This window comes from Pseudomonas sp. FSL R10-2964, from assembly GCF_009600035.1.
Taxonomy (GTDB): Bacteria; Pseudomonadota; Gammaproteobacteria; order Pseudomonadales; family Pseudomonadaceae; genus Aquipseudomonas; species Aquipseudomonas bubulae.
Genome location: NZ_WIWH01000028.1, coordinates 33,758 through 45,964, shown reverse-complemented (window position 1 = coordinate 45,964; position 12,207 = coordinate 33,758). Strand labels below are relative to the sequence as shown.

Sequence of the window (12,207 nt, the reverse complement as noted above, 5' to 3'; positions counted from 1 at the left end):
AGGGCCTCAGTCCAAAGGACTCTCAAAAAAAGCTGTCCGGTTTGCCAGGGTGTCAGCCCGGTTATCGACCAATGGTTCACGATTGCCGGTTCGCGCAAATAGCCAGAAGACAGGAGAACAATCACCATGCTGCCGTCCATTTTGCCCCTTGGCGCAGTACCGGTTACCTCCGGGCAGGATCCGGTTCGCCCGCGCCCGGACATTCCGCCTGTGGTGCCGGCCCAGGCCAGCTCCAGCGAAAGTGCCATTGACCTCAAGCACAGCGATGCCGACCAGGCCACTTTATTGTTGCGTGAGGAGCAACTGCGTCAGCAGGAACAGCGCCGCCGCGAATCCCGGGAGCAGGGGAGTACGCTCCCGCAGGTGGTTGACGAGGTGCCGGTTGAACCCTTGGCCGATGGCATGCAGCGCCAGGGTGTGTGGGTTGATATCAAGGTCTAGGTGGTTTTTTCTGGTCAGGGCCGAATGTGCATCGCATTATTGGCGTACTGAAACATACTGACAGTGGTCTGATTTGCTTATGAGCCAAGACACCAAGCTGGTTGACCTGGGCGCCGAGCGCGCCAAACGGGTACATGACCTCAATGAAAAGCGCCTGAACGAGGTGCGCAAGGCGTTCGAACAGGCAATGCCGTTGGCAAAAACGGCGAAAAAGCCGAAGAAAAAACCGAAAAAGCGCTGAACTGCCGCGTTTTCGATGATCTGCGTCAACTAACCCCCTCAACTGCCGGCTGGCCGTGGGTCACTATTGATCCCGGTCAAGTTGTGCGCCTGCGTGTCTGGTTAATCTAGCTTCAACAGACACACAAACAGAGCGCAGGAGGCCGTCATGTTTCTCGATAATGTGGTTATCGCCGGAGTACTTACTGTCGGCCTCATGGTTTTGTTTTTCGCCGGTCTGGGCATTTTTATCTGGAAAGACTCGCAGAAGCGCAAATAGCGCCGGGTCTTTCCATGGCATGAGCACGCAAGGCATTTTGGGCGACTTCGGTCGCCTATTTTTTTGCCTGTAATAAATGGGACTTGCCCGAATGCGGTGGGAGCGGGCTTGCTCGCGATGCAGGCAACGCGGTCTGTCAGGCAAACTGAGTCGATGCCATCGCGGGCAAGCCCGCTCCCACAGGGTCTGCATAATGACCGGGCATAAAAAAAGGTACGACCCGTGCGGGTCGTACCTTTTTTGTGCGGCGCGCTATCAGGCGAGGACTTTGGAAGCCAGCCAGAACAGCGTTGCAGACAGTGCAATGGTAGCCGGCAAGGTCAGCACCCAGGCCATCAGGATGGTTTTGATCGTACCGCCCTGCAGGCCGCTTTTGTTGGCGACCATGGTACCTGCCACGCCCGACGACAGAATGTGCGTCGTCGATACCGGGAGGGAGAAGATATTGGCCATGCCGATGGCGAAAGCCGTGGTGATTTGAGCGGCCATGCCCTGAGCATAGGTCATGCCCTGCTTGCCGATCTTCTCGCCGATGGTTTTAACCACACGCTTCCAGCCCACCATGGTGCCCAGGCCCAGGGCCAGGGCTACAGCCAGGATCACCCAGAACGGTGCGTATTCGGTGGTGGCGGTCAGGTCTTTGCGCAGTTTCTCGAGGTCCGCTTTTTCGCGGGAATCAAGCACTGGCAATTTGCTGACTTTCTTCGCGGTGTCATCCAGGCAAAGCAGGTAGCGGCGGATCTCGATACGCTTTTCAGCCGGGATCGAGTGGTAGTCCGCTACACCTTTGAGCGAGCTCAACAGGGCTGCGATGGTCGGTTCGGTCTGCTGCGGATTGCAGCTGAACTGATCCGGCAGGTCGCCCTTGACGCTTTTGCCCAGGGCCAGGAACTCGGTCAGCGAAGCGTTGTTGCGCTCGTAGAACTGGCTCAGGTGCAAGGTGGCGTCGCGGGTGCGTTCGATCTGATAGGTGGTGCTGTTCAGATCCAGAACGAAAGCGCTTGGCACGATGCCGATCAATACCAGCATGATCAGGCCGATGCCTTTCTGGCCATCGTTGGAGCCGTGCACGAAACTGACTGCCATGGCCGAAATCACCAGCACCAGTCGGTTCCAGAACGGCGGGTGCTTCTTGTCATCCAGCTTGCGGCGCTGCTCAGGGGTCTTGTGCATCTTGGACCCCGGACGCCACCACTTCAGGCCGACCAGTACCAGGCCCGCTACCACGAAACCGGCGATTGGCGAGAACACCAGCGAGGCACCAATATCGATAGCCTTCTGCCAGTTAACCCCGTCACTCACCGGGATGCCGCTGATCAGGGCGTTGGCCAGGCCGACACCGAGGATCGAACCGATCAGGGTGTGTGAGCTTGAGGCAGGAATGCCGAAATACCAGGTGCCAAGGTTCCAGGTGATGGCCGCAGCGAGCAACGAGAACACCATGGCCAGGCCATGTCCGGTGTTTACGTTGACCAGCAGCTCAACCGGCAGCAGGTGGACGATGGCATAGGCCACGCCAACCCCGCCCAGCAACACGCCGAGGAAATTGAACACACCGGAAAAGAACACCGCCAGGTGAGGCGGCATGGCTTTGGTGTAGATGACAGTCGCTACCGCGTTTGCGGTGTCATGAAAGCCGTTGATGAACTCAAACGCGAGAACAAAGGCTAGGGCGAAGAAGAGGCTGATAAGAACCCAGGCGTCCAATCCGCTTAATAGATCGATCATGAAGGTTTTCTGACACGGTCATAAAGGGGGGCGGATTATGCCAGAAAACCCCGCTAATCAATGCACTAGCTGCCCGTTGGTAACATCTATAAATGAAAAAACCTGTAAGAATCCATCGCGACCAGGCGTAGGCAATTCCCTTCAAGCCACTGATACCAAAGGCTATAGGGCTTTTCCAGGGGCATACGCACGCTGTGGCGCAGGTCTGATTTGGATAGATGAAATTTCTTAAATCAGAGGGGCCGACGCTGCTGGTTCAGGTTCTGATATAGCAAACAGCCATACCCGCTCATGCAAATGGCGAGCACGCAAGAGGCAGCAGGGGCTGTTCTGGTACGTTTTCAGGTGCGGGTCAGGGCTCTTCGGCCTTGAGCTCTTTTTCGATCTTCTGGATTTCTTGAGTGAACGCCTGGTCGAGCAGGCTGGCCCGTTTGCGCCAGGGTTTGCGTCCGGGCTCGGGTTTGGCCGCGTAGGTGGTCACTTCACCACCGTAAAGATCCTTGAATCGTTGTTCCTGTCGCTCAAGTTCTGCGCGCAGTTCGTCTTTTGTCACTGTCTTACCTAATTGAGTTGAGTTTGAACCTGGTGAATCACCGTGCAGGGAGGTTGATTCATATGACGAATGACAGGCAATAAGACAAAGGCCTATAAATAACGTCATGCTTACATACACCACGCTATGCACTCGGCCACGTCATTTACAGAAACATGAGCGTCGCCGTCTCAAGTGTTCACCCCCGGGTGAAACTACACACGATGCAATTGCCGGCAAGCTGCACGTAGCAATCGAACGCAACGCTCTGGTTGGATCCAATCGGCTGTACGGGCTTGACCTTGTACTCTCAATAACTTGCGCGTTCTCAATAGCTGAGAAGTGCCTCTACTATCGCTGAATAACTTCCTGCGCGTCAACTTCCTGTCGTGACATGTGTTATGAATATTTGTGAATTAGCCTGCGCTTTGCACGCGTGACTCTATTTGATTCGCTGCCGGGTAGTTGGCCATCAAGTTGTTTAAGGCCAGAGCTGAACTTGACCTGAATACATATTAATCAGACGTTTTCTATCATTGAGCGGACGCGCCTGATTGTAATAAAGCCCAGGTTAAAAAAATGTCATCCAACTAAAATGATTCAAGATCGTACAAAATCATGTGTACATTACCTCGCTGCAGCACTGATTGCGATTATCGACTAGCGGTTCGATAATCGCCCGGCATGCCATAACTATAAATAGCTGAAGCTGGGGGTTGGGAATGAATGATCGACTGCACAATGCCGTTGCCAGTATCGCGCCACCGATTGTGGCGTCGCCGGCCAAGCGTATTCAGGCGTTTACCGGTGATCCTGACTTCATGTCGTCGTTGGCCCGTGGCCTGGCGGTGGTGCAGGCGTTTCAGGAACGCAAGCGGCATCTGACCATCGCGCAGATCAGCCACCGCACGGAAATTCCCCGGGCGGCGGTGCGCCGTTGTTTGTACACCCTGATCAAGCTGGGCTATGCGACCACTGACGGGCGTACCTACTCCCTGTTGCCCAAAGTGTTGACGCTGGGCCATGCCTATCTGTCGTCCACGCCGCTGGCCGTGTCGGCTCAGCCTTATCTGGACCGCATGAGCGAGCAATTGCACGAGGCGTGCAACATGGCGACGCTCGAAGGCGATGACATCCTCTACATCGCCCGTTCGGCTACTACGCAGCGGCTGATTTCGGTTGATCTGTCGGTTGGCGGCCGCCTGCCCGCCTACTGCACTTCGATGGGGCGCATTCTGTTGGCGGCGCTGGACGACGTGACCCTGCACGAATACCTGGCCCACGGTGAGTTCCAGGCCAAGACCAGCCGTACCCTGCACACCCGCGAAGCACTGCTGGAGTGTTTGCAACTGGTGCGTGAGCAGGGCTGGTGTGTGGTCGATCAGGAACTGGAGCAAGGCCTGCGTTCGATTGCCGTGCCGGTCTACGACGCTTCCGGGCAAGTGCTTGCCGCCCTGAATGTCAGCACCCACGCAGGAAGGGTCACACGCACGGAGCTGGAGCAGCGCTTTTTGCCGATCATGCTCAACGCCAGCCGCGAGCTGAGCACCCAGTTGTTTAGTTGATGGGTGAAAACTAAGCGTTCGATAAACGCACAGTTAAGCGTTTATCGAATTGCATGGCGGCAGTGGGCTGATTAATGTCGGCTCAGCACTGCCTTGCCGGGCAGGCTAAATAATAATGAGAAGAGGCCAAACGCCATGACACTCCCCCTTACGCTGCCACTGCGCAGTCGCCCGCTGCCCTTCTGATCCCCCGATAACTATTAATGTGAGCCGCTGGCCCCTGGCCGGTTTTCGTTCGCCCTGGTTTTTGACCGGTATAAAAATAATGAATTCACCCCAGTCTTCTGTCGGCAACTGCCTCGATGTGCAGTCCTTTATCAACGCCCAACCCCTGTCGCGCTACCAGTGGCGCGTGGTGATCCTGTGTTTTCTGATTGTCTTCCTGGATGGCCTGGACACAGCGGCCATGGGCTTTATTGCGCCTGCCCTGTCCCAGGACTGGGGGATTGACCGCGCCAGCCTTGGTCCCGTGATGAGCGCCGCGCTGATCGGTATGGTGTTTGGTGCCCTGGGCTCTGGACCCTTGGCGGACCGCTTTGGCCGCAAGGTGGTGCTGGTGTCGGCGGTGCTGGTGTTTGGTGGCTTCAGTCTGGCCTCGGCCTACGCCAGCAACGTTGACCAACTGCTGGTACTGCGCTTTTTAACCGGGCTTGGCCTGGGGGCCGGCATGCCTAATGCCACTACCTTGCTTTCGGAATACACCCCCGAACGCCACAAGTCTTTGCTGGTAACCAGCATGTTTTGCGGCTTTAACCTTGGCATGGCGGGCGGCGGGTTTGTCTCTGCCAAGTTGATCCCGATGTATGGCTGGCACAGCCTGTTGTTGATTGGCGGCGTGCTGCCGCTGATTCTTGCCGTGGTATTGCTGTTCTGGTTACCGGAGTCGGCGCGCTACCTGGTGGTGCGCAACCGCAGTGTTGAGCGTATTCGCAAGACCCTTGCCCCGATCGACCCTGCCCAGGTGGCCCAGGCGTCAAGCTTCAGCGTGCCGGAGCAGAATACCGTCAAGGCGCGCAACGTCTTTGCAGTGATCTTTTCCGGTACTTACAGCACCGGCACCCTGTTGCTGTGGCTCACCTACTTTATGGGGCTGGTGATCGTTTATCTGTTGACCAGTTGGCTGCCGACGCTGATGCGTGACAGCGGCGCAAGCATGGAACAGGCGGCATTTATTGGCGCTCTGTTCCAGTTCGGCGGAGTGTTGAGTGCAGTGGGGGTGGGTTGGGCGATGGACCGGTTCAACCCGCACAAAGTGATCGGCATTTTCTACCTGCTGGCCGGGGTGTTTGCCTACGCGGTTGGTCAGAGCCTGGGCAATATCACCGTGCTGGCAACTCTGGTGCTGGTGGCCGGTATGTGCGTCAACGGTGCGCAATCGGCGATGCCGTCGCTGGCCGCACGTTTTTATCCGACCCAGGGGCGGGCCACCGGTGTGTCATGGATGCTCGGCATCGGCCGCTTCGGCGCCATTCTGGGGGCGTGGATGGGCGCGACCCTGCTGGGTCTGGGCTGGAACTTCGAGCAGGTGCTGACCGCGCTGGTGATTCCGGCTGCCCTGGCAACCACGGCAGTGCTTATCAAAGGCATGGTCAGCCACGCTGATGCAACCTGATAGGCAGCCAACTAACTATGTGTTCGATTAGCGAACACATAGTCGATTATCGGATTGTTTGGGCCAAAGCCGCGGCTTAATCTGCTGAGCATCCGGTGTCGCCCTGGCGCACCTTCTTCAACCGCAGTGGCCTACAAAAAACGGGAGCTACCCCAGATGGCAGACATCATTTCGTTACACGACGCGGTGAAACAATTTGTGAGCGATGGTGACACCGTTGCCCTTGAAGGTTTCACCCACCTGATCCCGACTGCAGCGGGTCATGAAATCATCCGTCAGGGCAAGAAAGACCTGACTCTGGTGCGGATGACGCCTGATCTGGTGTACGACCAGTTGATCGGTGCCGGTTGTGCACGAAAGTTGATCTTTTCCTGGGGTGGCAACCCTGGCGTTGGTTCCCTGCACCGTTTGCGCGATGCCGTCGAGAAACAGTGGCCACAGCCGCTGGAAATCGAAGAGCACAGCCACGCCGACCTGGCCAATGCCTACGTTGCGGGTGCCTCGGGCCTGCCATTTGCGGTGCTGCGTGCATACGCAGGGTCTGATTTACCCAAGGTCAACCCGCTGATCAAGACCGTCACTTGCCCGTTTACTGGCGAAGTACTGGCCGCAGTACCGGCGGTGCGCCCGGATGTCACGGTGATTCACGCGCAAAAGGCCGACCGCAAGGGCAACGTGCTGCTGTGGGGCATCCTGGGGGTGCAGAAAGAAGCGGCCCTGGCGGCCAAGCGCTGCATCGTCACCGTTGAAGAAATCGTCGACGACCTGCAAGCGCCAATGAATGCCTGCGTCCTGCCAACCTGGGCCTTGAGCGCAGTGTGTCATGTGCCGGGTGGGGCGCACCCTTCCTACGCTCATGGTTATACCGAGCGCGATAACCGTTTCTATCAAGCGTGGGACCCGATTGCCCGCGACCGTGAGACCTTTACTGCCTGGATCAATGAATACATCCACGGCACTGCGAATTTCAGTGAGTTCCAGGCCAAGCTGGCCCGCGCTTCGGAGGCTAAATAATGACCTACACCACCAATGAAATGATGACCGTTGCGGCGGCCCGCCGTTTGAAAAACGGTTCGGTGTGTTTTGTCGGCATTGGCTTGCCTTCCAAGGCGGCTAACCTGGCGCGTCTGACCTCGTCTCCGGATGTGGTGCTGATCTACGAGTCCGGCCCGATTGGGGCCAAGCCTGATGTGTTGCCGCTGTCGATTGGTGACGGTGAACTGGCCGAAACGGCTGACACCGTAGTCTCCACCAGTGAAATCTTCCGTTACTGGCTGCAGGGCGGTCGGGTCGATGTCGGCTTTTTGGGCGCAGCCCAGGTCGACCGTTTCGGCAATATCAACACCACAGTGGTCGGTGACTACCACCAGCCAAAAGTGCGCCTGCCAGGTGCCGGTGGCGCGCCGGAAATCGCCGGTTCGGCGAAAAGCGTGCTGATCATCCTCAAGCAGTCGGCCCGCTCTTTTGTCGACAAACTGGACTTCATCACCTCGGTGGGCCACGGTGAAGGCGGCGACTCGCGCAAGCGTCTGGGCCTTCCGGGTGCCGGGCCGGTGGGCATCATTACCGATCTGTGCACCATGGAACCTGAAGAACAGACCAACGAATTTGTAGTCACTGCCCTGCATCCGGGCGTGACCCGCGAGCAAGTCATTGCTGCCACCGGCTGGGCCATTCGCTTTGCCGATAATGTGGCGCAAACAGCGGCCCCGACCGACGTCGAACTCAGCGCCTTGCGTGACCTGGAAGCGCGCACCGCACTGGCCCACGGTCAGGCTCCGGGAGAAGCATGATGCGCGAAGTCTTTATCTGTGACGCGATTCGTACCCCTATCGGCCGTTTTGGCGGTGGCCTGGCAGGCATGCGCGCCGATGATCTGGCGGCAGCGCCGATCAAGGCGCTGATCGAACGCAACCCGAATGTGAACTGGAACGAAGTCGACGAAGTTTTTTTCGGCTGCGCCAACCAGGCCGGTGAAGACAACCGCAACGTGGCGCGCATGGCCGCGTTGCTGGCCGGGCTGTCGGACAGCATTCCAGGCGTGACCCTCAACCGCCTGTGTGCCTCGGGTATGGATGCCATCGGCACGGCGTTCCGCGCCATTGCCAGCGGCGAGATGGAGCTGGCGATTGCCGGGGGCGTCGAGTCCATGTCGCGGGCGCCGTTTGTGATGGGCAAGGCCGATGCCGCGTTCTCGCGCAACATGAAACTGGAGGACACCACCATTGGCTGGCGCTTTATCAACCCGCTGATGAAAGCCCAATACGGTGTCGACCCGATGCCACAGACGGCGGACAACGTGGCCGACGAGTACAAGATTTCCCGTGCCGATCAGGACGCTTTCGCCCTGCGCAGCCAGCAACGGACTGCTGCTGCCCAGGCCGCAGGCTACTTTGCCGAAGAAATCGTGCCGGTGCGTATTGCCCATAAAAAAGGTGAGACGGTGGTTGAGCACGACGAGCATCCGCGTGCCGATACCAGCCTGGAAACCCTGGGCAAACTCAAGCCGGTCAACGGCCCGGACAAGACCGTCACTGCGGGCAATGCCTCGGGGGTCAACGATGGCGCCGCGGCGATGATCCTGGCATCGGCCGAGGCGGTCAAACGCCATGGCCTGACCGCTCGCGGTCGGGTTCTGGGCATGGCCAGCGCCGGTGTTGCGCCCCGTGTAATGGGCATTGGCCCGGTGCCGGCGGTGCGTAAACTGGTGGAGCGCCTGGGGTTGGCGGTGAGTGATTTTGACGTGATCGAACTCAACGAAGCCTTCGCCAGCCAGGGCCTGGCCGTTTTACGCGAGCTGGGCCTGGCTGACGATGCGCCGCAGGTAAACCCCAATGGCGGGGCAATTGCCCTGGGTCACCCCCTGGGCATGAGCGGTGCTCGCATCGTCATGACCGCCTTGCATCAGCTGGAAAAAACCGGTGGCAAGAAAGGCCTGGCGACCATGTGCGTGGGCGTTGGGCAGGGTCTGGCATTGGCTATTGAACGGGTCTGATAGCGCTCAATACTGCCTCTGTGGGAGCGAGCCCGCTCGCTCCCACGGCCTCAGTCGTTCGGCTTATTGCGGTGATGGCGCGAGATGTTGCAATGTGTGTCTGATTGCAACTAAAACCTGATGAGTAAATAAAGATGACAACAGCAACTCACTACACAGGAGAGGAGCGCAAAAAAAGGATTTTTGCGATTGTCGGTGCATCCTCCGGCAACCTGGTCGAATGGTTCGACTTTTACGTTTACGCCTTCTGTGCGATCTACTTCGCTCCCGCTTTCTTCCCCTCCGAAGACCCTACGGTGCAGTTGCTGAACACGGCCGGTGTGTTTGCGGCGGGTTTTTTGATGCGCCCCATAGGTGGCTGGCTGTTTGGCCGGGTGGCTGACAAGCACGGGCGAAAGAATTCCATGATGATCTCGGTGCTGATGATGTGCGCCGGCTCACTGGTGATTGCCTTTTTGCCGACCTACGCCTCGATCGGCGCCTGGGCCCCAGCCTTGTTGCTGATGGCGCGGCTGTTTCAGGGCCTGTCGGTAGGGGGTGAATACGGCACCACTGCGACCTATATGAGTGAAGTGGCACTCAAGGGCCAGCGCGGCTTCTTTGCTTCCTTCCAGTATGTAACGCTGATCGGCGGGCAACTGCTGGCGGTGCTGGTGGTGGTGATTCTTCAGCAGTTTCTGCCAGAAGACGAACTGCGGGCCTGGGGCTGGCGCATCCCCTTTGTGATCGGTGCCATTGCGGCGCTGATTTCGTTGTTGCTGCGTCGCACCCTGAAAGAAACCACCAGCGCCGAAACCCGCCAGGACAAAGATGCAGGCAGTGTGAGGGCGTTGTTCCGCGACCACAAAGCGGCGTTTATTACCGTGCTGGGTTACACCGCAGGCGGCTCGCTGATTTTCTACACCTTTACCACCTACATGCAGAAATACCTGGCGAACACCGCCGGTATGCACGCCAAGACCGCCAGTTACATCATGACCGGGGCGCTGTTCCTTTATATGTGCATGCAGCCGTTGTTCGGCATGCTGGCGGACAAGATCGGCCGGCGTAACAACATGCTCTGGTTTGGCGCGCTGGGTACGCTGTGTACGGTGCCGATCCTGTTGACCCTGAAAACCATCAGCAGTCCGTTCCTGGCCTTTGTCCTGATTACCCTGGCGCTGGCGATTGTCAGCTTCTACACCTCGATCAGCGGCCTGGTCAAAGCCGAGATGTTCCCGCCCCAGGTGCGGGCGCTGGGTGTGGGCCTGGCCTATGCCGTGGCCAACGCGATCTTTGGTGGTTCGGCTGAGTACGTGGCACTGGGGCTTAAATCGATGGGCATGGAAAACAGCTTCTACTGGTATGTGACGGTGATGATGGCCATCGCGTTCCTGTTCAGCTTCCGTCTGCCCAAACAGCCCAAGTACCTGCACCACGATTTGTGATGTTGCCGCGCGCGCCAGTGGCGCGTGCCTTCCAAGGAAGTTTTATGAGTGATCAGCTGTTCGATGCGTACTTTACGGCCGAGGCCATGGGGCAAGTGTTTTGCGATCATGGCCGGGTACAGGCCATGCTCGACGTCGAAGCGGCGCTGGCCCGGGCACAAGCCCGGGTCGGGGTGATTCCTCACTCTGCGGTTGCTCCGATTTCAGCGGCGTGTCGCGCAGAACTCTACGATTTCGAAGCGCTGGGCCTGGCGATCGCCAGTGCCGGCAACTCCGCGATCCCGCTGGTCAAGGCGCTGGGCAAACAGATTGCCAGCAGCGCACCTGAAGCCGAGCGTTATGTGCATTTGGGCGCCACCAGCCAGGATGTGATGGACAGCGGTCTGGTCCTGCAATTGCGCGCCGCTCTGGATTTGATCGAGCGTGACATGACGCAGCTGGCGGATGTGCTCGCCGCGCAGGCCCAGCGCTATGCCACGACGCCTTTGGCCGGGCGCACCTGGCTGCAGCAGGCTACTCCGGTGACCTTGGGCATGAAAATCGCCAGCTGGCTGGGGGCCGTGACCCGTAGCCGCCAGCGTCTGCACGAGCTCAAACCGCGTTTACTGTGCCTGCAGTTTGGCGGTGCTTCCGGCACCCTGGCCGCCCTTGGCGATCAGGCCATGCCGGTGGCACAGGCGTTGGCTGATGAACTGGGCCTGAGTCTGCCTGAGCAACCCTGGCATACCCAGCGTGATCGTCTGGTGGAATTTGCCGCAGTTCTGGGCCTGATCGCCGGTGGCCTGGGAAAAATCGGTCGGGATATCAGCCTGCTGATGCAGACCGAGGCCGCGGAAGTATTCGAGCCGTCGGCGCCGGGCAAGGGCGGCTCGTCGACCATGCCGCACAAGCGCAACCCGGTTGGGTCTGCGGTATTGATCGGTGCCGCAACGCGGGTGCCGGGCCTGCTGAGCATTTTGTTCAGCGCCATGCCTCAGGAGCACGAGCGCAGCCTGGGCTTATGGCATGCCGAATGGGAAACCCTCCCCGAGATTTGTTGCGTGGTGTCCGGCGCGCTGGTACAGGCGTTGAATATTGCCCGTGGGCTGGAAGTGGACAGTGAGCGCATGGCGCGCAACCTCGATCTGACCCACGGGCTGGTGCTGGCTGAAGCAGTAAGCATTGTGCTGGCGCAGCGGGTAGGGCGCGAAACCGCGCATCATCTGCTGGAGCAGTGTTGCAAGCGGGCGGTGGCCGAAAAGCGCCATTTACGTGGGGTGCTGGGCGAAGAGCCGCAAATCACCGCGCACCTCAGCGCGCAGGAACTGGATCGCCTGCTCGATCCGGCCCATTACCTTGGTCAGGCGACGACGTGGGTCGAGCGTGCGCGGGCTGAACATTTTGCGTTGGTCCTCTAAAGGAGAAACTC

The 12,207-nt window shown here is 58.8% G+C and carries 12 protein-coding genes; 10 read left to right on the top strand and 2 right to left on the bottom strand.

Annotated elements, in window-relative coordinates:
• The first annotated feature begins 126 nt into the window (after positions 1 to 126).
• The 3 genes from GHN92_RS16395 (at position 127) to ccoM (ending at position 940) form a co-directional block, all read left to right on the top strand.
• Positions 127 to 441: an aspartate-semialdehyde dehydrogenase gene (locus GHN92_RS16395; protein WP_153380595.1), complete on the top strand. Its 315-nt coding sequence runs from the start codon at positions 127 to 129 to the stop codon at positions 439 to 441.
• Between the two features lie 79 nt (positions 442 to 520).
• The gene (locus GHN92_RS23880; RefSeq protein ID WP_095003000.1) at positions 521 to 682 is read left to right on the top strand and encodes a hypothetical protein; all 162 of its coding nucleotides are present in this window, start codon (positions 521 to 523) and stop codon (positions 680 to 682) included.
• A 147-nt stretch (positions 683 to 829) separates the two neighbouring features.
• Entirely contained in the window at positions 830 to 940 is a 111-nt protein-coding gene (gene ccoM / locus GHN92_RS24345; RefSeq protein ID WP_016779744.1) for a cytochrome c oxidase subunit CcoM, read from the top strand.
• 255 nt (positions 941 to 1,195) lie between these two features.
• Here ccoM and GHN92_RS16390 read toward each other — a convergent pair whose 3' ends face one another.
• Positions 1,196 to 2,668 (bottom strand): inorganic phosphate transporter, encoded by a 1,473-nt coding sequence (locus GHN92_RS16390; RefSeq protein WP_095003001.1) that lies wholly within the window; start codon positions 2,666 to 2,668, stop codon positions 1,196 to 1,198.
• A 352-nt stretch (positions 2,669 to 3,020) separates the two neighbouring features.
• Complete coding sequence (locus GHN92_RS16385) at positions 3,021 to 3,221, bottom strand: hypothetical protein (protein ID WP_095003002.1); 201 nt, start codon at positions 3,219 to 3,221, stop codon at positions 3,021 to 3,023.
• Positions 3,222 to 3,922: 701 nt separating this feature from the next.
• Here GHN92_RS16385 and pcaR point away from each other — a divergent pair.
• The 7 genes from pcaR to GHN92_RS16350 all read left to right on the top strand — a co-directional run bounded on the left by pcaR (position 3,923) and on the right by GHN92_RS16350 (position 12,196).
• Positions 3,923 to 4,765 carry a pca regulon transcriptional regulator PcaR gene (gene pcaR, locus GHN92_RS16380; protein WP_095003003.1) on the top strand — a complete coding sequence of 281 codons (843 nt, stop codon included), beginning with the start codon at positions 3,923 to 3,925 and terminating at the stop codon, positions 4,763 to 4,765.
• A gap of 265 nt (positions 4,766 to 5,030) precedes the next feature.
• The gene (locus GHN92_RS16375) at positions 5,031 to 6,377 is read left to right on the top strand and encodes an MFS transporter (protein ID WP_095003004.1); all 1,347 of its coding nucleotides are present in this window, start codon (positions 5,031 to 5,033) and stop codon (positions 6,375 to 6,377) included.
• A gap of 156 nt (positions 6,378 to 6,533) precedes the next feature.
• Complete coding sequence (locus tag GHN92_RS16370) at positions 6,534 to 7,391, top strand: CoA transferase subunit A (RefSeq protein ID WP_088379144.1); 858 nt, start codon at positions 6,534 to 6,536, stop codon at positions 7,389 to 7,391.
• Positions 7,388 to 8,170: a CoA-transferase subunit beta gene (locus tag GHN92_RS16365; RefSeq protein ID WP_169916892.1), complete on the top strand. Its 783-nt coding sequence runs from the start codon at positions 7,388 to 7,390 to the stop codon at positions 8,168 to 8,170. Before GHN92_RS16370 ends, GHN92_RS16365 begins: the two co-directional genes overlap by 4 nt.
• On the top strand, positions 8,167 to 9,372 hold the full coding sequence (pcaF, locus tag GHN92_RS16360; protein WP_169916871.1) for a 3-oxoadipyl-CoA thiolase: 1,206 nt from the start codon (positions 8,167 to 8,169) through the stop codon (positions 9,370 to 9,372). Before GHN92_RS16365 ends, pcaF begins: the two co-directional genes overlap by 4 nt.
• A 134-nt stretch (positions 9,373 to 9,506) precedes the next feature.
• Positions 9,507 to 10,799 carry an MFS family transporter gene (locus GHN92_RS16355; RefSeq protein ID WP_153380593.1) on the top strand — a complete coding sequence of 431 codons (1,293 nt, stop codon included), beginning with the start codon at positions 9,507 to 9,509 and terminating at the stop codon, positions 10,797 to 10,799.
• 44 nt (positions 10,800 to 10,843) lie between these two features.
• Positions 10,844 to 12,196 (top strand): 3-carboxy-cis,cis-muconate cycloisomerase, encoded by a 1,353-nt coding sequence (locus GHN92_RS16350; RefSeq protein ID WP_153380591.1) that lies wholly within the window; start codon positions 10,844 to 10,846, stop codon positions 12,194 to 12,196.
• Positions 12,197 to 12,207: the final 11 nt, after the last annotated feature.

Excerpts from the sequence above, each read along its gene's own strand:
- GHN92_RS16395 (WP_153380595.1), top strand. The coding sequence starts at position 127 with ATGCTGCCGTCCATTTTGCCCCTTGGCGCAGTACCGGTTACCTCCGGG.
- GHN92_RS23880 (WP_095003000.1), top strand. The coding sequence starts at position 521 with ATGAGCCAAGACACCAAGCTGGTTGACCTGGGCGCCGAGCGCGCCAAA.
- ccoM (WP_016779744.1), top strand. The coding sequence starts at position 830 with ATGTTTCTCGATAATGTGGTTATCGCCGGAGTACTTACTGTCGGCCTC.
- GHN92_RS16390 (WP_095003001.1), bottom strand. The coding sequence starts at position 2,668 with ATGATCGATCTATTAAGCGGATTGGACGCCTGGGTTCTTATCAGCCTC.
- pcaR (WP_095003003.1), top strand. The coding sequence starts at position 3,923 with ATGAATGATCGACTGCACAATGCCGTTGCCAGTATCGCGCCACCGATT.
- GHN92_RS16375 (WP_095003004.1), top strand. The coding sequence starts at position 5,031 with ATGAATTCACCCCAGTCTTCTGTCGGCAACTGCCTCGATGTGCAGTCC.
- GHN92_RS16370 (WP_088379144.1), top strand. The coding sequence starts at position 6,534 with ATGGCAGACATCATTTCGTTACACGACGCGGTGAAACAATTTGTGAGC.
- pcaF (WP_169916871.1), top strand. The coding sequence starts at position 8,167 with ATGATGCGCGAAGTCTTTATCTGTGACGCGATTCGTACCCCTATCGGC.
- GHN92_RS16355 (WP_153380593.1), top strand. The coding sequence starts at position 9,507 with ATGACAACAGCAACTCACTACACAGGAGAGGAGCGCAAAAAAAGGATT.
- GHN92_RS16350 (WP_153380591.1), top strand. The coding sequence starts at position 10,844 with ATGAGTGATCAGCTGTTCGATGCGTACTTTACGGCCGAGGCCATGGGG.